The 23,199-nt window shown below is 65.2% G+C and carries 17 protein-coding genes; 7 read left to right on the top strand and 10 right to left on the bottom strand.

Translation table 11 applies throughout. The features are described 5' to 3' along the window. Nucleotides 1-135 precede the first annotated feature (135 nt). From O6X71_RS17685 to O6X71_RS17670, 4 genes are read right to left on the bottom strand one after another with little or no spacing between them, the layout of a single operon-like run. Nucleotides 136-1,608 carry a family 43 glycosylhydrolase gene (locus O6X71_RS17685; protein ID WP_353467053.1) on the bottom strand — a complete coding sequence of 491 codons (1,473 nt, stop codon included), beginning with the start codon at nt 1,606-1,608 and terminating at the stop codon, nt 136-138. Between the two features lie 13 nt (nt 1,609-1,621). Then, the gene (locus tag O6X71_RS17680; protein ID WP_353467052.1) at nt 1,622-2,347 is read right to left on the bottom strand and encodes an acetylxylan esterase; all 726 of its coding nucleotides are present in this window, start codon (nt 2,345-2,347) and stop codon (nt 1,622-1,624) included. Nucleotides 2,348-2,370: 23 nt separating this feature from the next. Then, entirely contained in the window at nt 2,371-3,291 is a 921-nt protein-coding gene (locus O6X71_RS17675) for an alpha/beta hydrolase (RefSeq protein ID WP_353467051.1), read from the bottom strand. A 34-nt stretch (nt 3,292-3,325) separates the two neighbouring features. Beyond that, complete coding sequence (locus O6X71_RS17670) at nt 3,326-4,981, bottom strand: carboxylesterase/lipase family protein (RefSeq protein ID WP_353467050.1); 1,656 nt, start codon at nt 4,979-4,981, stop codon at nt 3,326-3,328. A gap of 217 nt (nt 4,982-5,198) precedes the next feature. On the opposite strand from O6X71_RS17670, the gene O6X71_RS17665 reads away from it, so the two are divergent. The 5 genes from O6X71_RS17665 to xylA all read left to right on the top strand — a co-directional run bounded on the left by O6X71_RS17665 (nt 5,199) and on the right by xylA (nt 13,473). Then, a complete protein-coding gene (locus O6X71_RS17665) occupies nt 5,199-7,760 on the top strand; it encodes a glycoside hydrolase family 9 protein (RefSeq protein WP_353467049.1) in 2,562 nt (853 codons plus the stop codon). A gap of 8 nt (nt 7,761-7,768) precedes the next feature. After that, on the top strand, nt 7,769-9,412 hold the full coding sequence (locus O6X71_RS17660; protein ID WP_353467048.1) for a glycoside hydrolase family 43 protein: 1,644 nt from the start codon (nt 7,769-7,771) through the stop codon (nt 9,410-9,412). Between the two features lie 150 nt (nt 9,413-9,562). After that, a complete protein-coding gene (locus O6X71_RS17655) occupies nt 9,563-10,711 on the top strand; it encodes a glycoside hydrolase family 43 protein (protein ID WP_353467047.1) in 1,149 nt (382 codons plus the stop codon). Beyond that, nucleotides 10,711-12,156, top strand: a complete 1,446-nt coding sequence (gene xylB, locus O6X71_RS17650) for a xylulokinase (RefSeq protein ID WP_353467046.1) — start codon at nt 10,711-10,713, stop codon at nt 12,154-12,156. Before O6X71_RS17655 ends, xylB begins: the two co-directional genes overlap by 1 nt. A 6-nt stretch (nt 12,157-12,162) precedes the next feature. Then, nucleotides 12,163-13,473 carry a xylose isomerase gene (xylA, locus tag O6X71_RS17645; protein WP_353467045.1) on the top strand — a complete coding sequence of 437 codons (1,311 nt, stop codon included), beginning with the start codon at nt 12,163-12,165 and terminating at the stop codon, nt 13,471-13,473. Nucleotides 13,474-14,326: 853 nt separating this feature from the next. On the opposite strand, the gene O6X71_RS17640 is transcribed toward xylA, so the two are convergent. The 5 genes from O6X71_RS17640 to O6X71_RS17620 form a co-directional block, all read right to left on the bottom strand. Continuing rightward, nucleotides 14,327-14,620 (bottom strand): plasmid stabilization protein, encoded by a 294-nt coding sequence (locus O6X71_RS17640; RefSeq protein WP_353467044.1) that lies wholly within the window; start codon nt 14,618-14,620, stop codon nt 14,327-14,329. Nucleotides 14,621-14,702: 82 nt separating this feature from the next. After that, entirely contained in the window at nt 14,703-15,284 is a 582-nt protein-coding gene (locus O6X71_RS17635; protein WP_133018557.1) for an ABC-type transport auxiliary lipoprotein family protein, read from the bottom strand. A gap of 8 nt (nt 15,285-15,292) precedes the next feature. Further along, nucleotides 15,293-16,258, bottom strand: a complete 966-nt coding sequence (locus tag O6X71_RS17630) for an MlaD family protein (RefSeq protein WP_353467042.1) — start codon at nt 16,256-16,258, stop codon at nt 15,293-15,295. After that, nucleotides 16,258-17,166, bottom strand: coding sequence for an ABC transporter ATP-binding protein (locus tag O6X71_RS17625; protein WP_353467041.1), 909 nt, complete (start codon nt 17,164-17,166; stop codon nt 16,258-16,260). Before O6X71_RS17625 ends, O6X71_RS17630 begins: the two co-directional genes overlap by 1 nt. Next, nucleotides 17,166-18,275, bottom strand: coding sequence for an ABC transporter permease (locus O6X71_RS17620; protein WP_056061063.1), 1,110 nt, complete (start codon nt 18,273-18,275; stop codon nt 17,166-17,168). The genes O6X71_RS17625 and O6X71_RS17620 overlap by 1 nt, the downstream gene beginning before the upstream one ends. A gap of 62 nt (nt 18,276-18,337) precedes the next feature. Between O6X71_RS17620 and O6X71_RS17615 the strand changes: the two genes are divergently transcribed. Beyond that, nucleotides 18,338-19,042, top strand: coding sequence for an HAD family hydrolase (locus tag O6X71_RS17615; RefSeq protein ID WP_353467040.1), 705 nt, complete (start codon nt 18,338-18,340; stop codon nt 19,040-19,042). Nucleotides 19,043-19,398: 356 nt separating this feature from the next. After that, nucleotides 19,399-21,228, top strand: a complete 1,830-nt coding sequence (locus O6X71_RS17610) for an ATP-binding protein (protein ID WP_353467039.1) — start codon at nt 19,399-19,401, stop codon at nt 21,226-21,228. 318 nt (nt 21,229-21,546) lie between these two features. Here the strand turns inward: O6X71_RS17610 and O6X71_RS17605 are convergent, their stop codons facing one another. Further along, nucleotides 21,547-22,815, bottom strand: coding sequence for a DUF445 domain-containing protein (locus O6X71_RS17605; protein WP_353467038.1), 1,269 nt, complete (start codon nt 22,813-22,815; stop codon nt 21,547-21,549). Nucleotides 22,816-23,199 lie beyond the last annotated feature (384 nt).

The following is a 23,199-nucleotide window of genomic DNA, read 5'->3' as shown; positions in this document are numbered from 1 at the left end:
GCGGCAAGCGCGCGCGTCAGGCCGGAACCCGACTGTGAAGTGCAGTGCGTGAACAGGTTCATACTCTCCCTTTCGGCCGCCGTTGAGCGGTCCATCTTTTTATCACTTGTAGGAGTAGTTCAATCTCGGCCGGCGTCAACGTTGGCCGGGGATTGGCTGCGGCTGCTTGAAGGTCCAGCGCCCGGCAGGGCTGGCTGGATCGAACTTGGCCAACGTCGGAGTACTCACGCCGATTGCGACGAGCGCGAGACCGGCGCGACCACCCGGTACGGACTTCGGCATGATGCGGTAGGTGCCGTCGGTAAGTTGGTCGATCCGCCACAACTGCTCGGTCGCGCCCGTGAACGCAGGCACCGACTCGACCTCGCCCTGCCCGGTCGCCGCGAGTACGCGCGCGGTCCCGGCGATCGTGATCGTGTAATAGGGCGCACCGAAATACCCGCCGGCCCCCGCCGCCGGGGCGATCGTCCACAATTGGTGAGGCCGGTTCATATAGTCGGCGAGGTCGACGCGGATGCGGCCCTGCGGCCAACCCGCCGAATCCTGCGCCAGTGTCTGGTCGGGGATCGGGCTGACCGGGTCGGTCGGCTTTGCCATGAAGCTGCGGCGGGGGTCGAACGCGATCCTGACGACATCGGTGGCGAGGCCGAGCGCGTAGCCGCTGCGTTCGGACGCGACTTCATAGGTGCCGGGGACGATGTTCTCCCCCGCGACCGGCCAGCCATCGGTCCAGCGGAGCGGCTCGATCCCCAGCACGCTGCGACCGCTGCGATCCATGTCCGCCTCGTAATGCATCGAGAATTTCTCGACGCCGCCGTCGAGTTCGATCAGCCCGAAATGACCGGGACCGATGTTGCGACCGCGTGCGCCGAGGACCAGCTTGCCACCACCGCGCAGCAGCGGTGTCCCCATGTGATCGACGTACGGGCCGAGCGGACTGCGCGATCGGCCGACGCGGATGTGGTAGGTCGAATTGGGCCCGTCGCAGCACGTCCCATGCGTGCCGAGCAAATAATACCAGCCGTCGCGGTGCATCATCGCGGTGGCTTCCATGTCGATCGCGACGTCGACCGGCTGATTGCCTGCGACGCGCAGGCCGGTCTTTGGATCGAGTTCGATGATGCGGATCGGGCCGAAATAGGTGCCGTAAGTCAGCCACAAATGGCCGTCGACGTACAGGAATGCGGGGTCGATCGCGTCGGCGGTCTCCACTCCGTCGCTCGACGCGACCACGCCGACGTCGTGATATTTGAAGCGCGGCGATTTCGGATCGAGCGACAGCGTCCACATGATCTTGACCTGGCTCGCATGCCCGCCGGACATGCCGCCGCCACCGACCGCATAGGCGACGTAATAGCGATCGCCGATCTTGATTACGTCGGGCGCGACGCCGCCGCCGGGACGCTCGGGACCGCTGCGCCACGTCCAGCCGTCGTCGGAGACCAGCCCACCGCCGCGCGTGCCGAACGTGTAGTATTTGCCGTCGGACTCTGTGACCGTCGACGGATCGTGGATGAACGTCTCGCCTTGCAACTGCGCAGCGGCGGGCGACGCGCCGGAGGCCAGGATCGCGGACAGCCCGAAAGCGGCGGCGGCAAGACGCGTCATGAGGGTCTCCATGCTAGCGGACATCGGTTTTGAGGTCGGTGATCGGTCGGCCGGTCTCGTCGACGAAGCGGACACAGAAGTCGCTCAGGCCGGGACCGTTGATCACCGCGCCGCGCAGGACGTTGCGGCCCTTGCGCAGCGTCACGCGGTCCGACAGCACGTCGTCCATCACCATGCGGCGATCGTTGAACAGCCCGGCCGTCTCCTTGCCGTTCAGCCACCAGATCGACGCCGAGTTCGACCCGACCGCCAGCCGCACGTCGCGCATCTCGCGCGGGCTGTCGACGATCGTCACCGCCCAGAAGATCACGCCGTAGGTCGGCTTGCCGCGCCCTTTGGCGAAGCTGAACAGCTTGACGTCGAACGCGCCTGAATCGAGTGCGTGCCAACGTAGCGGTTGCGCCGCTTTCACGACCTGGCCGTCGCGCGGGATCGCAGTGAACTGGCCGGGGAAATACTGCGTGGTCAGCGCCTGCCGAACATAGGTGGCGGTGAAGCCGGTATTGCTGCGGTTGGGCTTATCGATCGGCTCGAGCAACAGCCAGCGACGCAGGAACCCGTCGCTGTCGGGCGTAGTGGGCCCTTGCGTCACCGGCTGGAAATACGGCGAAAGACCGGTCGCCGGTGCCTGCGCCGTATCCTGCCCGTTCGCACCGGACGACAGCCCGGCCAACGCACCCAACGCCAGCAGCGGCGCGGCGCGCAGCCCGATCGCCCGAACCCTTGTGAAGCGCATCATACCCGTCTCCCCCTGCATCGTTGTCATCGCCGTACGAGCATGCCGTTGGCGTCGAGCCAGTGCATGAAATCCTCGAACCAGCCGGTGCTGGTCGTGCCTTTCTTGCCCAGCCCGAAGCCGTGCCCGCCTGCCTGGTAAAGGTGGAACTCGACCGGCTTCCCCGCCTTCTGCCAGGATTCGATCAGGCCGAATCCCTTGTTCGCGAACAGCGGGTCGTTGGCGGCGAGCACCGCGAACAGCGGCGGCGCGTCGGCCGGCACCTTCACCGCCTCCATCGATCCATAGATCGGCGCGATGAAAGCCAGATGCGTGTCGGGCGCGGCCAGCGCGGTCGCCATCGTCGTCATCGCCCCCGCCGAAAAGCCGACCATGCCGACGCGGGCGGGGTCGACCTTCCACTCGATCGCGCGCGTCCTCACCAAAGCAACCGCAGCGCGTGCATCGGCGATCTGGTCGGCGAGCCCGGCGATCGCATCGTCCGGGCTCATCCGCCGCTGCGGTTGCGCGGCACCGGCGAACATTGCCGTGACCGATTGCTCGAACCCGCTCATGTCCGCCGGTGTCGGCTTCAACCGGTATTTCAGCACGAACGCCGCGATGCCCCTGTCGGCCAGCGCCTTCGCCACGCGCCAGCCTTCATTCTCCATCGACAGCATCAGGAAACCGCCGCCCGGCGCGACGATCACCGCCGCTCCGGTCGCCTTGGCGGGATCGGGCAGGAACGGCGTCAGCGTCGCGGACGTGACGTTGCGCGTCATCGCGACGCCGTACTGGCTGAACCACGCTTCGGGTGCCGCCTGTCCCTTCACGCCGCCGGTGTTGAGCGGGATCGCGGTCGGCTCGGCCGGCGCCGCCGTCACGGTCATCCGCGCGTCCTGCGCCAGCACCGGCGTCGCCAATGCCAGCGCGCTGGCAAGCAGCCCAAATCCGATCGACCAACGCATCGCCTTCTCCCCCAAATTGTCCGTTAAACCTCGCTCACGACAGCAGGATACGCCGCGATGCCCCCTCGGGATCGTCGACCATGCGGCTCGTCGTATCGAACACCATCGTCTGGCAGCGCTGAGGATCGGTCGGCGTCCAGCTCAAGCCCGGCTGGCTCGGATTACCCGTCCGCGCGAAGTTCGCCCACGCGGTCGACATGGTCCGCGCGACGCGCTGTGCCTCGGGCGAATTACCGGTGCCCTGGTCGCAGAGGGCGGTGTTGTCGAAGCAGAAGGCGAGGTCGGCGGTATGCCATGCGCCTGCGACGCCGCCGAGTTGCGGCGACTGCCACTGGAAGAGATATTGGTACACCGGCGCGCCACGCTGCGCGTGTTTCAGCCGCACTATGTCCTGCACGCGGTTGCGGTTCTGCAGGCCCTGCACGCCGTATGCGAGCGTCCGCACCGCCTTATCCGGATGCGCCCGCTTCATCGCCGCAATCAGCCGCCCGGCCTTGTCGCCCCCCATCTGCGTGGTGAGATCGGTCCGCCACTGCGCCTCGCTCGGATTATAGCCCCAGCGCATCCCCTCCTCACTGACGTTGCCGATCATCACCGGCACGTCGCGCGACACATCGGGCGCGATGTCCGAGTATGAGCGGACGTCGATCACCTTGCCGTCGAGCGTCGGGTTCCAGCCCACGCGCGGTGTCAGCGACGGCCCCATCGGCCCGCGCGGACCGTTGATCTCGGTCGCGACCTTGTTGCCGGCCTCGAACAGCGGCTTCCACGCGATCCGCTGGAGCGCGCCCAGATCCTTCGGCCCGATGTTCAGTTCACGCAGCACGCGCCGCGAGAAATCGCGCGACTGTTCGGCGGTCGGCAGCGACCCGCCGCCGCCCGACTGCACCGCGGCACGGTGGATCAGGCCCTTGCCGGTCGCCATGCCGAGCAACGTCGTCACCTTCGATCCGCCGCCCGACTGGCCGTAGATCATCACCGTGTCGGGATCGCCGCCGAACCGCGCGATATTCTCCTGCACCCAGCGCAGCGCCGCGACGCAATCGGTCATGCTGACGTTGACCGATGCATCATACGCGGCGCCACCGACCTCGGTCAGGTCGAGAAACCCGAGCACGTTCAGCCGGTGGTTGATCGACACCTGCACCACGTCGTGATGCCGCGCCATCTGCGCGCCGTCGTGCGAGGCGAGTTCGTACGACGATCCGAACGCGAACCCGCCGCCGTGGAAATATACCATCACCGGCCGCTTTCCCAAGAGCGACGGCGTCCAGACGTTCAGCTTCAGCATGTCCTCGCCGACGAACCCATCGGTCCATTGCTGGAGGAACGTGTGCTCGATCGCGCCGAAATCATGCAGCGTCTGCGGGCAGTTCGCGCCGTAGGACAGCGTGTCGCGCGTCTCGGTCCAGCGCTGCGGCGGCTTGGCGGGCAGCCAGCGGTTCTCGCCGCCGGTATCCGCGCCGTAAGGCACGCCCTTGAAGGTATAGACGCCGTCCGAGACATAGCCGCGGACCGGACCGTATTGCGTCCGCGCGATCGCCGATTGCGGAGTCGAGCAGGTGCCGGTGCGCGATGCGGAGGGTCCAGGCGCAGCACGCGCGCGACCGATCACGGGCAGCATCAGCCCCGCCCCGGTGGCGATCGATGCAAGCATCGCGCGACGACGATCGACGGTTGGCCCGGTCATCCTCTTCTCCCTATCGATTGCGTGCAGGCTGTTCTCCGACGTCCCGAAACCGGAACCGTCGCGTGCCCTTTGCAACCTTGTATGAGTATTAGGATGATACCGCTATCCTGTCCATATGAGAACAGTGACAGCGGGTGGCGTATGCGATTGTTAGCGCTATAGTCGCGGGAATAGCAGGCGAATCAAACGCCGCATGACGATACCGGAGAGGAAAACCATGGCGGCAAAATCCGCATTCTGCCTGATCGCGACTCTGCTTGCGAGCGCTGCGCCCGCGATCGCTCAGACAAGCCCGCGCGCGCCGTCGACCGACTTGACGCTCAACGCCGCCGGCTATTACGAGGCGCCAGCCGCCAACGTCCTCGTCTTTCCCAACTGGTATGACGGCCTGTTCGCCGATTCGAAGATCAGCGGCGTCGAGATCATCCAGCAGGGCGAACGGATCGCCACCAACGGCGACGTCCGCCTGTCCTCCACGCCCGGGCAGTGGGATGCGATCGGACGCTTGGTCGACCGCAAGATCGATGCCGCGACCGGCGCGATCACCGTTACGCTCGAATATCCCGACTATAAATGGCGCTACCGCGTGCGCTCGGAGAAGCGCGGCGGCGCGGTCGCGGTGTCGGTGATCCTCGACCAACCCGTGCCGGCCGCGCTCGCGGGCAAGGCCGGGTTCAACCTGGAATTCCTGCCCGCCGCCTATTTCCACCACAGCTATATGGCTGACGGCGTCAGCGGCGCGTTCCCGGTCTATCCGGCCGATGCGATGATCCAGACGCCGCAGCGCAACGCGGCGAGCGGTCGCGCGGAGGGGCCCGGCGCGGAACCGACCGCGATCGCCAAGGGCAGTCGCTTCGTGCTCGCACCCGAGGATCCGGCACGCCGCGTGACGATCCGATCGACCGCCGAGGTGCAACTGTTCGACGGCCGCAACCAGGCGCAGAATGGCTGGTTCGTACTCCGTTCGCTGCTGCCGGCCGGGCGCACCGGCACCGTGCTCGAATGGACGATCCAGCCAAACAGCGTACCGGGCTGGCTCCGTCCCCCGGTGATCGCGCATTCGCAGCTCGGCTATACGCCCGATGCACGCAAGGTCGCGACGATCGAACTCGACCGCAACGATCGCCGCATGCTCCCCGCGCGCCTGCTCCGCGTCGGTGAAGACGGCAGCATGACGCCGGTGCCGACCGCGCCCGCCAAGCGCTGGGGCGAGTATCTCCGCTACAGCTATCTGCAACTGGATTTCAGCGCGGTCCGCCAGCCCGGCACCTATGTGCTCGACTATGGCACCACGCGCACCGCGCCGTTCCGGATCGCCGCCGACGCCTATGCCGGCGCATGGCATCCGACGCTCGACGTCTATTTCCCGGTCGCGATGGACCATATGTTCGTCAACGAAGGCTACCGCGTCTGGCACGGCGATGCGCACCGCGACGATGCGCGCCAGGCGCCGACCGACCACGAGCATATCGACCTCTATGCGCAGGGGCCGACCACCGACACCAAGTTCAAGTCGGGCGAGCACATCCCCGGCCTCGCGGTCGGCGGCTGGTTCGACGCGGGCGACTATGACATCCGCACCCAGTCGCAATATCAGGTGATCCGCTCGCTGGTCGACAGCTGGGAGCGCTGGCACCCGATGCGCGACACGACCGCGATCGACTGGACGCGGCGCAAGACCGAGATCCACGTGCCCGACGGCACGCCCGATCTCGTCCAGCAGATCCGCCACGGCACGCTGCAACTCGTCGCGCAGTTCGATGCGGTCAGCCACGCGATCCACGGCATCGTCGAGCCCGACGTCGCGCAATACACGCACCTCGGCGACGCCTCGACCAAGACCGACGGGCTGGTCTACGATCCGGCGCTGAAGCTCGGCGAGGAGAAGAGCGGCCGCAGCGGGACACCCGACGACCGCTGGGCGTTCACGACCAAGGCCTCGGCGCTGAACTACGGCTCGATCGCCGGCCTCGCCGCCGCATCACGCGCGCTCGCCGAGGTCGATCCGGCGCTGTCGAAGAAGGTGCTAGGGATTGCGACGCGGGCCTGGGCGGAGGAACAGTCGCACGCGCCCGATCTGTACCAGCATGGCAACACCACCGGGGGGCCGCTCGACGCCGAGCGCTTCTCCGCCGCGGTCGAGCTGCTCCGCACGACGCGCGATCCGCGCTATGCCGCCGCGGTCCAGTCGCTGTGGCCGACGATGGAAAAGACATTCGCCTTCACCCTGCGCGATGCGGTGGCGGCCATCCCGTTCATGCCGGCGACCTATCGCGCGGCGATGATCCCGGCGGTGCGCGCCTATGCCGCATCCGCCGAGACCGCGGCCAAGGCCAACCCGTTCGGCGTGCCGATCACCACCGGCGGCTGGGCGGGCAGCGGCACCGTGCTCGGCTATGCGATGAACGCGTACACGCTGCACAAGGCGTTCCCGGAGATCATGCCTGCCGACGCCGTATTCCGCGGGCTCGAGTTCCTGGTCGGCAACCACCCCGCGTCCGACGTGTCGTTCGTCTCCGCCGTCGGCACCGTCTCGAAGGAAGTCGCCTACGGCAACAACCGCGCCGACTTCTCGTTCATCGCCGGCGGCGTCGTGCCGGGCGTGCTGATCATCAAGCCGGACTTCCCCGAGAATCATGAGGACTGGCCGTTCTTCTGGGGCGAGAACGAATACGTCATTCCCGAAGGCGCGATGTGGATCGAACTCGCGCAAGCCGCGCAGGAACTTGCCGCGGCGGCTGCATCCAGGCCAAACCAGACAGCGAGCGCAATCAAGTGAGAACCGCCATGAAAATCCAGACGTTCGCACTGCTCGCCGGTATCGCCCTCGGATCCCCTGCCTTCGCCAGCGACGCGCCGCGGTTCAGCAGCTTCAGCTATGACGGCCACACGCAGGAGAAGGTCAGCGTCGGCCCCGGCCAATATCGCAATCCGATCCTGTCGGGCTATTATCCCGACCCGTCGGTAACGCGCGTCGGCGACGACTATTACCTCGTCCTCTCCTCGTTCGCGCATTATCCTGGCCTGCCGATCTTCACGTCGAAGGACCTGGTGAACTGGACGCAGATCGGCAACGCGATCGACCGGCCGGAGCAGCTCGACTTCACCGGCATGCGCACGTCGCAGGCGGTGTTCGCGCCCGACATCTCGTATCACGACGGCGTCTTCTACATCGTCAACACGTGCGTCGAGTGCAAAGGCAATTTCCTCATCACCGCGAAGGACCCGGCGGGGCCCTGGTCGGACCCGACATGGCTGCCGTTCGAAGGCATCGACCCGTCGATCTACTGGGAGGGTGACAAGGCGTATATCGTCAACAACCGCGCCCCCGCCGAGCCACCGCGCTACGACGGCCACCGCGCGATCTGGATCCAGGAATATGACTGGCGCGCGGGAAAAATGGTCGGCGACAGCACGCAACTGATCAACGGCGGCGTCGACATCTCGAAGAAGCCGGTGTGGATCGAAGGACCGCACATCTTCCGCAAGGACGGCTATTACTACCTGACCGCAGCCGAGGGTGGCACCAGCGTCAACCACTCGCAGGTCGCGCTGCGCTCGAAGTCGCTGCGCGGGCCCTATGTCCCGTTCGCGGGCAATCCGATCCTGACGCAGCGCGATCTCGATCCTGCGCGGTCCAACCCGGTCACGTCGACCGGCCACGCCAAGCTCGTCGAGACGCAGAACGGCGACTGGTACGCGACCTTCCTCGGCGTGCGGCCGTACGAGGGCGACTATTACAATATCGGCCGCGAAACGTTCTTGTTACCGGTAACATGGAAGGATGGCTGGCCGATCATCCTGCCGAAGGGCCAGCCGGTCCCGTTCGTCGGCACCAAGCCCAGGCTGCCTGCGAGCCCGCCCAGCCGCATCCCCACCAGCGGCGACTTCGGCTATGTCGACAGCTTCGACGGCAGCAAGCTGGCGATGCAATGGGTCGGCGTACGCACGCCCAAGACGCCCTTCTACCGGCTCGACCACGGCGACCTGATCCTCGACCGCGGCGGACGCATCGGCGACCTTTCGCACGTGCCCTCGTTCGTCGGACGCCGCCAGCAACATCATGTCGCGACGATGTCGACGACGGTCCGTTTCAGCCCCGACACCGATGGTGATCGCGCAGGCCTGGTCGCGATGCAGAGCGACGCGAACTACCTTTTCTTCGGCATTACCCGGATTGCCGGCAAGCCCGTCGTCGCGCTCTACACTGCCGACAAGGGCAAGGAACAACTGGTCGCCTCCGCACCCGTCACCAGTTCGGGCCCCGTCACGCTGACGATCCGCGCGAACGGCGGCACGATGGCGTTCGACTATGACAGTATCGGCGGCAAGAAGACCCTCGCACGCGACGTCGACGCGCGCATTCTCAGCACCAGGACCGCAGGCGGCTTCGTCGGCACGCTGGTCGGTCCCTATGCGTGGAGGAAGTGAGCCGCGTAGGTCCACAGGCGACTAAGGTCATGTCGACAGTCGTCCGCCCGGCGTGCTAAGAGTTGACACGTTTCGTACGGTAGCGCTACCCAAACACATCGAAGCTCGACACCACATCAGATGGTGAACATTAGGAAGGACCACGGACCGATGCGTTTCAGCCTCGCGCCTACGCTCGTCATTGCCGCACTTGCCGCAACGGGGACGATCGCCCTTGCCCAGACCAATGGGGGGAACGCCCCCTCGACGCCCGGGGCGAAAACCACGTCCGCCGGCAAGGAGCCGCGCAGCCCCGACGGCAAGCGCTATCTGTCGCAACCCCTGGTCACCAGCATCTACACCGCCGATCCGTCGGCGCACGTCTTCGGCGGCAAGATCTACGTCTATCCAAGCCACGACATCGACGTGAAGATCGCCGACGACGACCTCGGCAATCAATATGCGATGCGCGATTACCGCGTCCTGAGCATGGACCGCATCGGCGGCCCGGTGAAGGTCAACGGCGTCGCGCTCGACGTGAAGGACGTGCCCTGGGCGTCGCAGCAGATGTGGGCCCCCGATGCCGCCTACAAGAACGGCACCTATTATCTGTACTTCCCGGCGCGCGACAAACAGCTCGACAAGAACGGCCTCGGCACGTTCCGGATCGGCGTCGCCATCTCGAAGAGCCCGGTCGGCCCATTCAAGGCCGATCCCAAGCCGATCGCCGGCAGCTTCTCGATGGACCCGGCGGTGTTCACCGACGCGAACGGCGCCAGCTACATGTATTTCGGCGGCATCTGGGGCGGCCAGCTCCAGCGCTGGAAGGATGGCAAGTTCGACGCCAACGGCTCGGACACCGATCTCGGCAAGGACGATCAGCCCGCGCTGTCGGGCAAGATCGCCAAGCTCAATCCCGACATGAAGAGCTTCGCCGAGACCCCGCGCGACGTCCAGATCCTCGACGAAGCCGGCAAGCCCGTGCTCGGCGGCGACCATGAGCGCCGCTTCTTCGAAGCGTCGTGGGTCTTCAAGCGCGGCGGCAAATATTACTACACCTACTCGACCGGCGACACGCACTTCCTGAACTACGCGACCGGCGACAACCCCTATGGTCCGTTCACCTATCGCGGTCATATCCTGAAGCCGGTACAGGGCTGGACCAGCCACCATTCGATCATCGAATGGGACAAGAAATGGTGGCTGTTCTATGCGGATACGCAGCTGAGCAACAAGAACCACCTGCGCAACGTCAAGGTGACCGAACTGAAGTTCGCGCCCGACGGCTCGATCCCGACCATCGATCCGTTCGTCAACTGATGTTCCTCGGAATCGATATCGGCACCTCGGGTGTCAAGGCCGTGGTGCTCGACCAGCATGGCAGCGTGGTGGGCCAGGGCACAGCCGCGCTGACCGTGCAGCGGCCGCATCCGCTCTGGTCCGAACAGGATCCGGATGCGTGGTGGAAGGCGACGATCGCCGCGGTGCAGGCGATCGACCCGAGCGTCCGCCGCTCGGTACGCGGCGTCGGGCTCGCCGGCCAAATGCACGGCGCGACGTTACTCGACGCCGACGACAAGCCGCTGCGCCCGGCGATCCTCTGGAACGACGGCCGTTGCTTCGTCGAGTGCGAGGCACTGGAGCGCGCCGTTCCCAACCTGCGCACCATATCGGGCAACATCGCGATGCCAGGCTTCACCGCGCCGAAACTGCTGTGGGTCCGCGAGCACGAGCCCGAGGTCTTCGCGAAGATCGCCACGGTGTTGCTGCCCAAGGACTATGTCCGGCTGCTGATGACCGGTGACAAGGCATCGGACCTGTCCGACAGCGCCGGCACCTTGTGGCTCGACGTCGGCGGCCGCTGCTGGAGCGACGAGATCCTCGCCGCATGCGGACTGACGCAGGTGCAGATGCCGGCGTTGTACGAAGGCACGGAGATCACCGGCACGCTTACCACTGAGGTCGCCGAGCTGTGGGGCATGCCGCAGGTGCCAGTTGCGGCGGGCGGCAGCGACAATGCGGCGGGCGCGGTCGGCGTCGGTGTCGTCAAGGACGGCGATGCGTTGCTGTCGCTCGGCACGTCGGGCGTGATCTTCGTCGCGACCAACGACTTCCGCCCCAACCCGGCGCGCGCAGTCCACGCCTTCTGTCACGCCCTCCCCGGCATGTGGCACCAGATGTCGGTCCATCTGTCGGCGGCGTCGTGCATCGACTGGGTCGCGCGGATCACCGGTGCCGCCGGTGCCGCCGACCTGTTCGCGCGCGCCGAGGCAGCGGGCCCCGCCAGTGGCGCCGAGATCTTCCTCCCCTATCTTTCGGGCGAGCGCACACCGCACAACGATCCGGAAGTGCGCGGCGCGTTCCTCCGCCTCGACAACGACACCGATGCCGGTCGCCTGTCGCAGGCGGTGCTGGAGGGCGTAGCGTTCGCGCTCGCCGACGGTCTCGACGTGTTGCGGGAGGCCGGCACGACGGTCGAGCGCCTCGCGGTGATCGGCGGCGGCGCCCGCTCGCGCTATTGGGGCCAGGTGATCGCCGCGGCGATGGAGGTCGAGCTCGTCTATCTCCAGGGCGGCGAAGTCGGCCCCGCGCTCGGCGCAGCCCGCCTCGCCCAACTCGGCGTCGACGGCGGCAATCCCGCCGAGATCTGCGTCGCGCCTCCCGTCTCGCACACCATCGTCCCCGACCTAGCCCTCGTCTCGGCGCTCGCCGAGAAGAAGGCCGCGTTCCGCCAAGCCTATTCCCGCATCACCCCAAAATCGTAGGAAGCTTTGATGTCCGACTTCTTCGCCGATATCCCCCAGATCAAATATGAGGGCCCCGACAGCACCAACGAGCTGGCGTACCGCTTCTACGACAAGGACAAGATGGTCCTCGGCAAGCGCATGGAGGATCACCTCCGCTTCGCCGCGTGCTTCTGGCACACGTTCTGCTGGCCCGGCTCCGACGTGTTCGGTGGCGGCACGTTCGATCGCCCGTGGCACCGCGGCGCCAACGACAACGCCGCCGCGGCGATGAAGCGCGAGGTCGCGTTCGAGTTCTTCAAGACGCTCGACGTGCCCTATTACTGCTTCCACGACGTCGACGTGATGGCCGACGCCGCCAACATCACCGAGCACCGCAAATTCTTCGCCGAAGCGGTCGACCATCTCGAACAGCTCCAGGCCGCAACGGGTCGCAAGCTCCTCTGGGGCACCGCCAACCTGTTCAGCCACCCGCGCTTTGCCGCCGGCGGCGCGACCAACCCCGATCCGGAAGTGTTCGCGTTCGGCGCGATGCAGGTCCGCGATGCGCTCGAGGCGACGCACCGTCTCGGTGGCCAGAACTACGTGCTGTGGGGCGGTCGCGAGGGTTACGAGACGCTGCTCAACACCGACATGAAGCGCGAACTGGACAATTTCGGCCGCTTCCTGAGCCTGGTCGTCGAGCACAAGCACAAGATCGGCTTCACCGGCACGATCCTGATCGAGCCCAAGCCGTTCGAGCCGACCAAGCACCAGTACGACTTCGACACCGCGACGGTGTACGGCTTCCTCAAGCGCTACGGCCTGGAGAACGAGGTCAAGGTCAACATCGAGGCGAACCACGCGACGCTCGCCAGCCACACGTTCGAGCATGAGATCGCGACCGCCGCGGCGCTCGGCATCTTCGGCTCGATCGACGCTAATCGCGGCGATCCGCAGAACGGCTGGGATACCGATCAATTCCCGAACTCTGTCGAGGAATTGACGCTCGCCAATCTCGAGATCATCCGCGCGGGTGGGTTCACCACCGGCGGCTTCAACTTCGACGCCAAGGTGCGGCGCCAGAGCATGGACCCGGCCGACCTGTTCTACGGTCATGTCGGCGCGATCGACGTCGTCGCGAAGGGGCTGCTCAATGCTGCCAAGCTGATCGAAGACGGCCGCATCGATGCGATCAAGACCAAGCGCTATGCCGGCTGGGACGGCGAATTCGGTGGCGCGATCGGCGGGCTAGACCTCGCCGGCATCGCCGACCTCGCGATCGAGCGCGGCATCGATCCGAAGCCGGTCTCGGGCCAGCAGGAGCGGATCGAGAACCTCATCAACCGCGTCCTCTGATCGACGACCGCCCGATCCTGCGCTCCGGCGCAGGATCGGGCATGTCCTTTCACGGCGGCGGCGAGTCGCGTCACCGCCTGCGGAAGCAGCCGCACCGGACGCAACTGTACCTGCGCGCCGTAACACATCCATTCCACGCCCGCCCCCGCATCCACTGCGGTCCGATGTCGTACGTAGATCACGATATCGCTCGGCACCGGCCGACTGACCGCACCGCTCTCTTCACGGCGGACGATAGCGGCTCGAACGGCTTCATTTTCCGCTGGAAACAAGACTCCCGGCATCGGCGATCCGCTCGGGCGGACTCCAGTCAGACGGCTAGAAGGTGGTGCCAAAGCAACCTGGTCTACCCAGTCGAAATGACCGACGCAGACGGGGCGGGGATCGACCCGTAAAACCTCGTCTGGCGCAACACCGTGACCGGATACGATAGCCCGGGCGGTATCGGTCGAAGTCGGGCGTGTGTTGATGGACAACGCGCTCGCATCCCCCGCCGGCCTAGCCAGAACAACGCCGATCTCAAATCGACAACGATGGCATGGAACTCGCCACAGCCGCGATCAGGAACACGCGCGTCGCTTTTACCAATCCCTCGGAGGCATCATCAAGACGCGCAGTGAATCCTAGTGCCCAGCGATCGCCGCGCGCGAACCAGGTTCCCGAAACCGCATCGCAGCATTTCGTACAACCGCAACGCGTAGTCGGCGACCCTGGTCACCGGCGATCTCCCATCATGCAAGCGAAGGCCTGGGTCTTGCCTTCGTAATGAAAGGGCTAGCGGGAAAGGGAAATGCCACTCGGCCGCCGCTTCAACGCGATCTCTTCGGCAACGAGCAACGTAGACGACCGGGCATTAGCCAGAGCCGTTTTTTCGCCGGGTTTCCCAGCCCTTCTTCGCAGCCGCAGACTTCTCCGCCGCGCTACGCCCAGCCGCCTGCTTCCCGCCCTCATGCGAAGACGCATCCGTATCGGGCTTGCCGGGGCCCGAGCCCGACAAATTCCCCCCACCAGAATCCTTGTTCACCGCAGCCCAGGCCCGCGCCTCGGCTTCCTTCTCGGGGACGCCGCGCTCTTCATAGCCGTCCGCGATATGCGCGGCCTTGCGCTTCTGCTTGTCGGTGTACGCGCTCTTGTCGCCCTGTGGCATCGTCGCTCTCCTCGTCAGAGAGCGTCAACGCTCAGGTCGACGCCGCGTTCAGAACGAAGGGGCGTTCAGAACGAAGGGGCGTTCACCGACCGATCCAGTCCGCCACCTGCGTCGCGACCTGGTTCGCCGCCTGGTTGATCCCGGCCGCAGCCGAGGGCGCGTCGATCGCCGAGACCGGCACGCGCGCTTCGAAGCGATGCTTCTCGACGGTCGTCTTGCCGACGCGGGTAAGCGACGCATCGAACGTCACGACCGCCTCGCGCGTCGTCGCATCGAGACCGAACGACCGCAGCTCGCCACCTAGCAACCCGCCGGGATCGCCGACCGACTGCGCCGTCGACAGCACCACCAGCCCGGTCCGCGCCGCAACCGTATCAGAAACCAGTCGCGCGAACAGCCGCGCCGGTGGTTCCGCCCACTGCGCGTCGGTGACGTACGCGATCGAGGTCGGCGTCGCCTGCACCGGCACGCGCGCGGTGGCCAGCGACTGCGGTACGACCGGGACCTGGATCGTGATCGACTTCGCGGTCGCCGAATCCTGGTTCTGGCCGACCGGCACCGACGATGCGCTCGTCAGCGTCAGCAATGTGGGGGGCGGCTTCGCGCCGAAACTGATGCACCCAGCAAGTGGCAGCATCGCGATCAGGATGAGCGGTGTCTTCATGGCGTGCCTCACTTACCCTTGTAATCCGGGAGCTTCTGCTGCCCGATCAGCGAACTCGCACCCTGCTGGTCGACCTTCTCGGCGACCGACGACAGCGCCGCGGCGGTCGTGCGGAGGTCGCGAACCAGACGGTTGGCCTCAGGGATCGTCGTCTTGGAGAAGGCCTGCAACCCCGGTCGCGCATCGCCGATCGCCGAATTCAGCGTTTCGGCGCTCTGCTGCGCGGAGACGATCGCCTTGTTCAGGTTCGCCATCGCCGGCTTCACGTCCTCGGACAGAACGCCGTTGGTGGTCTTGGCGAGCACGCCGAACTGCTGCGCGGCATCACCCGCCTGCTGGATCGCAACCCGCGTCTGTGCGAGCGTCGCGGCGATCTCGGGACCACGATCGGCGAGCGCATCGGTCAGGCGATTGGTGTTCTCGAGGATACCCGCGATCGATGCCTGGTTACGATCGGTCAGCAAGCCGGTCAGGCGCTCGGTCAGCGTCGACAGGCGCTCGAGCAACTGCGGCGCCGAGTTCAGGATCGCGCCCAGTCCGCCAATCTTGGTCGGAATCACCGGCACACCATACGGGCATTCGGTCGGCGTCTTTACTTCCGGGCAACCGATCACCGGTGCACCCTTGCGTGCGCCATCCAGCGAGATCTGGCTGACGCCCGTGAAGCCGACGCCCGAGATCGACGCGGTCGTGCCCTGCAGCACCGGCGTCTCGTCTTTGACACTGATCCGGACGCGGACGAACTGCGGATCGTTCTTCCACAGCGAGATCGTCTTCACCTGCCCCGACGGCACGCCGGAGAACACCACGGCAGAGCCGGGCGCGAGCCCATCGACCGACTGGCGGAAGAAGATATCGTATTGCTTCTCTTCCTTGCCGCCGATCCGCGCGATCCACACGGTGAACAGCGCCAGTAGGGCCAGCAGGATCAGCACGACGGCGCCGACTAGGACGTGGTTCGAACGGGTTTCCATCAGCGCGTCCTTGCTTCTTTCTCGGCGTATGTCGCGTCGGCGTCGTCCGGCGCGGACTGCTTGGACTGGACTTCGGTAGGATGTTGGGCTGCTTCTTGGTCGGCGCGCTCGTGCGCCTCCTGCGTCGCGACCGCGGCACGGCCGCGTGGCCCCTTGAAATATTCCTCGATCCACGGGTGATCGAGCGCGATCAGCTCGTCGATCGTGCCGACCGCGATGACCTTCTTGTCGGCCAGCACCGCGACCCGGTCGCAGATCGCATACAGCGTATCGAGATCGTGCGTGATCAGGAACACGGTCAGCCCCAGCGTCTTCTGCAACGACTGCGTCAGCCCGTCGAACGCCGCCGCCCCGATCGGATCGAGACCCGCGGTCGGCTCGTCGAGGAACAGCAACTCCGGGTCCAGTGCCAGCGCACGCGCAAGGCCGGCACGCTTCTTCATGCCACCCGACAGCTCGGCGGGAAACTTGTTCGCGGCGTCGGCGGGCAGGCCCGTCATCACCACCTTGTACGAGGCGATCTCCGCGAGCAGCGCCGGCGACAGATCCGGATAGAATTCGCGCAACGGCACTTCCACGTTCTCGGCCACGGTCAGCGTCGAGAACAGCGCGCCGCCCTGGAACAGCACGCCCCACCGCTTGCGAATTTCGGTCGCCTCGGTTTCCTCGCGGCCGATATTGGGCTCGCCGAACACCGTGATCTCACCTGCGACCGGCGTCTGCAGCCCGATGATCGAGCGCATCAGCACCGACTTGCCGGTACCCGACCCGCCGACCACGCCGAGGATCTCGCCGCGCCGCACGTCGAGGTCGAGCCCCTCGTGCACCACCGAATCGCCGAACGCGTTCTTCAGTCCCTTCACGGAAATGATGAAATCGTCTGTCTTGTTATCCGTCTTGCGGGGCATCAGTCCCAACCTAACCAGGTGAAGAACACCGCAAAGAACGCGTCGAGCACGATCACCAGGAAGATACCCTGGACGACCGCGGAGGTGGTGCGCAAGCCGACCTGCTCGGCGTCCGATTCGACCTGCATCCCCTGGAAACAGCCAGCGATCGCGATGATCGCGCCGAACACCGGTGCCTTGATCAGCGAGATATACAGATCGGTGATCGGCACGACCTCGCGGATTCGCGCGATGAACGTCACTGGCGGAATCCCGAGCTGGACCCAGCACAGCAGCCCGCCGCCGATGATCGCGATGATCGACGCATAGAAGCCGAGCAGCGGCATCATCACGATCGCGGCCAGCACGCGGGGCAGCACCAGCGCCTCCATCGGCGACACGCCGATCGTCCGCATCGCGTCGATCTCTTCGGTGAGCTTCATCGTGCCCAACTGCGCCGCGAACGCCGAGCCCGAGCGCCCAGCGACCATGATCGCGGTCATCAGCAAGCCGAGTTCGCGGATCGTCAGGCGACCGACGAGGTTGATCGTGAACACCTCCGCGCCGAACTGCCGCAACTGGACCGCGCCCTGTTGCGCGATGACCATGCCGATCAGGAAGCTCATCAGCCCGACGATGCCGAGCGCGGCGACGCCGACGACCTCGAACCGCTGGACGACAGCGTTGAACCGGAAGCGGCGCGGGTGACGGATGACGCTGCCGAACGCGATCGTCGTCGCGCCGAGAAACCCGAGCAGGCCGAGCATCGTCTTGCCCGACAGCACGACCGCGTCGCCGATCTCGCCGACCACGCGGGACAGCGCGCCGACCTTCGCAGGCCTGGCGGCGATCGGCTGATCGGAGGCGACGACCTGGTCGAACAGCGCCTGGTCGTTCTCGTCGAGGCCATCGATCGTCGCATCGTTGCGCGCCGCGAACCGGTGGACGACCCACGCGCCGATCGTGTCGATCCGGTCGACGCCGCTCAGGTCGACATGCTTCACCGAAGCCGCGTCGATCGCCTCGAGCCGATCGGGCAGATTGCCGATCTTTGCGAGCGACAGATCGCCGGTAAAGCGAAGCGTGCCGGTATCGGCACCGTCCTGCTGGAAATCGGCCATCGCGCTCATCGGGGGCACCTTTGCGGCAAAGTGACTGGATCGGCAAGATGAATGCGGCGTAAGCGACGACGATGATCGAAATGCCATCCGCCTCCCCGTCCGTCCGTCTCGCGATCTACGACATGGACAAGACGATCACGCACGCGCCGACCTGGACGCCGTTCCTGCTCCACACCGCGAAGAAAGGCGGCGCGCCGTGGCGGCTGGCGCTCATCCCGTTCGCCGGAGTCGCCGCGCTCGGCTATGTCGGCAAGCTGATCAGCCGCGGCCGGCTCAAATACCTGATGCAGCGCATGATGCTCGGCAAGCGCATGACGCCCGCCGAGGAACGCCGAGCGGCCGAAGCCTTCGCCGACCGCGTCATGCGCGACGGCGTCTTCACCAGCGCCCGCGCGCAGATCGAGGCCGACCGCGCCGCCGGCTACCGACTGGTCATGGCGACCGCGTCGTACCGATTCTACGTCGAGGCGATCGCCAAGCGATTGGATTTCGACGCGGTGATCGGCACCGAGAGCCTGCGCGACCGCGACGGCGTCCTGCTCGCCGGCATCGAAGGCGAGAATTGCTACGGCCCGGCAAAACTGCGCATGATCCAGGCCTGGATGAACCGCGAAGGCATCGCCCGAGACCACGCCCACATCCGCTTCTATTCCGACCACGTCTCGGACGCCCCGACCTTCGAATGGGCCGACGAACCCTTTGCGGTGAATGCGCATGGACCGTTGCGGTTGTTGGCGAAGGCTAAGGGCTGGGCAATGCCGGATTGGGAGCGGTAGCTCCCCTAGCGAGACAAATTCGCGATTAACAAACTAGCCCAATAACTATCGCCGCAATGTGACGCTCAGGTAGCCCTTCCATTTCCGCCAAAGTTGCCGTTCAATCACAGCCCTATTTCGGCCTGAAATTTGCCAGTGAGGAATAGCAGCTTGTAATCGATTGCCCGCAAAAGCGGGTATAGCCGTGCGGCTCGACCGCGACGAGCTAGTTGCGCTGTTGGACGGGCATTCGGAACGTCGCCCGTGATTTGATCCGCCACAGCTTTTTGAAAATGGCCCAGAAACCTAAACCCTGTTTCAGATTCGCTTGCCATGCAACGTAACACGCGACAGTCTCGAAATAGGGGGACGTCAAAATGAAGCTGGTTTCGCTGACGCTCGAAAACTTTCGAGCATATCAAACGACGACAACTATCGAGTTCTCTGAGTTGACCACGATCATCGGGCGTAACGATATCGGTAAATCTTGCCTGTTGGAGGCCTTGGAAATATTTTTTAACGGCGATGTAGTGAAGATCGAACAGGCCGACGCAAATGTACTGAGTGATTCGCCATTCGTAAGTATAACCGTTGAGTTTTCGGATCTTCCGGGGGAGATTACGCTGGACGCGGGGGCGCCCACAACGCTCAGCAACGAATACCTTCTAACCGACACCGACACTCTCAAGATCGCGCGGGTCTACGACTGCTCGAAGAAGTCGCCGACATGCGAGACATTTATCGTTGCCCAGCATCCGAGTGCTTCCGGGTTGGACAACCTCCTTGAGCTGAAGGAGAAGGATCTTCAGGCCCTTGTAAAAGCGCAGTCGTTAGACGTCGCATTAAAGGGTAATCCAGGCATGCGCCGAGCTCTCTGGGGATCCTGCCCCGAACTAGGCTTGGTAGAAGCGCGCATCCCAGTATCTAAGCCCAAGGAGGACAGCAAGCGTATCTGGGAACAGCTGGAACTACATCTTCCAATGTTCGCGCTCTTTCAGAGCGATCGTCAAAGCCGAGATTCTGATGGCGAGGTGCAGAACCCGTTGAAGGGCGCCATCGCAGCGGCCATCTCCGAAGCGCAGGAGGAGATCGAGTCCATTCAGAATCTGGTACAGGCGAAGGCGGAAGAGATTGCGAAGCTCACCCACGAAGCTCTTAAAAGCATCGACCCCAAGCTCGCAAACTCCCTCTCGCCAAAGTTTGTCCCGCCCACCGCGTCTAAGTGGATGAGCCTGTTCTCGCTCGGCATGGATACAGATGACCGCATTCCCCTTAACAAGCGCGGTAGCGGTGTGCGGAGACTTATCCTGGTCAGCTTCTTCAAGGCGGAAGCCGAGCGCAAATTGTCGAGCTCCGCAAAGCGAAACCTAATTTATGCGATCGAAGAACCCGAGACGTCGCAGCATCCAGCGAACCAGCGTGTCCTCATTGACGCGTTTAAGGAGATAGCGACGACGCCCCATTGCCAAGTGATCCTTACGACTCACAGCCCAGGGTTGGCAGCCGACCTTCCTATCGAAAGCATCCGGTTCGTTTCCAGCGAAGGTCCGCCAGCGACGCCCACGATCGAGGCCGGAGTCGACGTGTTTGACACGGTAGCGAAAGCTCTCGGCCTAACCCCGGACAGTCGCGTCCGCGTTCTAATCTGTGTTGAGGGGCCGACCGACGTGACCGCTCTGAAGTATCTGAGTGCTGCATTGCATGCCGAAGACGACAGCATACCGAACCTAATGACTGACGAGCGCTTCGCCTTCATCCCCGCAGGCGGGTCGACGCTCAAGCACTGGGTGACCGAGAACTACTTGCGCAACATGCATCGACCTGAGGCACATATCTACGATCGCGACGTCGCTAAGTATGCGGCATCGGTTGCCGAGGTGAACGGGCGCACAGACGGTCTCGGTTCCTGGGCAGTCCAAACCCAGAAGCATGAGATTGAGTGCTATCTGAATGCCGACGCGATTAAAGCTGCCTTCGATGTTGATGTGCTCTGCGTGGATCACCCTGCCGACGGCGCACCCTCCGTGCCAGAAGCCTTCGCGATCGCGCTCACTGCGAAGCGAAATTTTGACGGAAGAATGAAAGCTGACAAGGCGAAGGGATATTTGTCGAAGGCTTTCAGCCACATGACCGCAGCGCAAATTCGTGCACGCGATCCGGAGGGCGAGATCGAAGGATGGCTTCGTAGGATGAGCGCGCTCGCCTGATCTCCCCCGATGACGGAACCTGAGTCGCTTAATCAAATGGCGGCTTCAGGTCCCCAGACCACCAGCTTCAAACCCGGCATTGGGGAGTACCGGCTGATCGTCTAAGGCTGAACGAAGTGCCGCTTAGCCACTTATGCGCCCATAGCGGCCATTCCGGTTTCCTTCACAAACCAGACATCCGATGTCGGCATGCCGTTCCGTCTCGATCTGTTTTCAAAACCAACCTCTCCAGCTCTTACTTCACCCAGACAGCCGCAAGCTACCGGACGATAATGCTGCCATCCCGCGTGAGATCAAACCGATTACACGCCGTCCCCATCACAACAGCACATCGACGCTGTGGATCACCAGTCCGACCAGCCCGCCGACAATCGTCCCGTTCACCCGGATATATTGCAGGTCCCTCCCGACGGCGTTTTCCAGGCGGCGGGTGATCGTGTCGGCGTCCCAGCTGCGGACCGTTTCCGACACCAGCTTGACGATGCCGTCGCCATAGTCCGCCGCCGCGCCGACCGCCGCACGCCGCACGAACCGGTTGATCGTCCGCGACATGCGCGGATCGTGCTGCAACGTCTCGCCGAGCTGGCGCAGGATGTCGCCGAGCTTGCCGGCCATCGCCCGCTCGGGGTCGCGCGCGATAGCGAGAAGCGCGCCGCGTGCCTGCTCCCACAGCCCGTCGAGCCAGCGCTGCATCGCCGGATTGTCGAGCAGGTCGTTCTTCATCGTCTCGACGCGCTCGCGCATCCGGCGGTCATATTGCAGGTCCCAGGCGAGCCGATCGAGCCCCTCCTCCGCCTTCAGGCGCAGCGGATGTTCGGGGTCCTCCGCCATCTCCGCGAGCAGCTTGTCGAAGCCGCTGATGAGCTTGTCCGCGACGGTCGTGTCGAGCCCGGTCCAGCGCAGGATCGAGCCGGCCTTGTCGTGGACCATCGCGCGGACGAGGTGGTCGTTCGCGGCCAGCGTCTTCGCCGCCCAGCGGATCGCGCTTTCGAGCAGCGGCGCGTGGCGGCGCTCGGCGATCGCGGCCTTCAGCAGCTGGCCGAGGATCGGCGACACCTCCGTCGCGCGCAAGCGGGCGCCGATCCCGGCCTTGACCATCCCGCCGAGCCGCGCCGGATCGAGACCCTCGAGAACCTGCGCGACCAGCTTCGACGCGCCCTGGCGAAAGCGGCCCCCTGCCCCCTCGGGTGGATCGGTCAGCCAGCGTGCGATCGCGCCCGCCACGTCGAGTCGACGCGTGCGCCTGGCGATGACGACGGGGATCAGGAAATTCGCGCGGAGGAACTGCGCGAGCGTGTCGCCGATGCGGTCCTTGTTGCGCGGCACGATGGCTGTGTGCGGGATCGGCAGGCCGAGCGGATGGCGGAACAGCGCGGTCACCGCGAACCAGTCCGCGAGGCCGCCGACCATCGCCGCCTCGGCGAACGCGCGGACGAACGCGAAGGCGGGGTGGACGGGGACGAGCGCGCGACTGACGAAGAAGGTCGCGGCCATGAACACGAGCAGCCCGGTCGCGACGATCCGCATGCGGACGAGGGCGGGCGGCGTTGCTTCGCTCGCCGGGCGCGCGCGGGTTGAAACTGTCATGCCCGAAACAATCCCCCAGCGCGGGGATAGTTCACGACCGCCGCCGACGAGCCGGCTTTCGCCCGACGTGCGCTCGATTCAGGTGCGCTCAGCTGGTGGAATTTTGCCACCCCCGCGCGTGATTGGCTGGGTTCCGAGCGGTCCGCGCTCGACTGCCACCCGGCTTCCGATCGATGCCGGCATGACCGGCCTGACCGGCCTGACCGGCCCACGCTCAACCGCCGCGTGTTTGGCTCGCCCGTGCTCGACCACACGGCTCGCGCTGGTGACGTTCGTGCCGTATTCTTTGACGCCAGGCCGACGCGCGATGCTTTTGACCCGCCCGCGCTCGACTGGCCCATGCTCGACCGCCCGACTTTCGACTGCCTCCAGCATGACCGGCCT

This window comes from Sphingomonas faeni (genome assembly GCF_040407505.1).
GTDB classification, from domain to species: Bacteria; Pseudomonadota; Alphaproteobacteria; order Sphingomonadales; family Sphingomonadaceae; genus Sphingomonas; species Sphingomonas faeni_E.
This window is presented reverse-complemented; position numbering and strand designations above follow the sequence as displayed.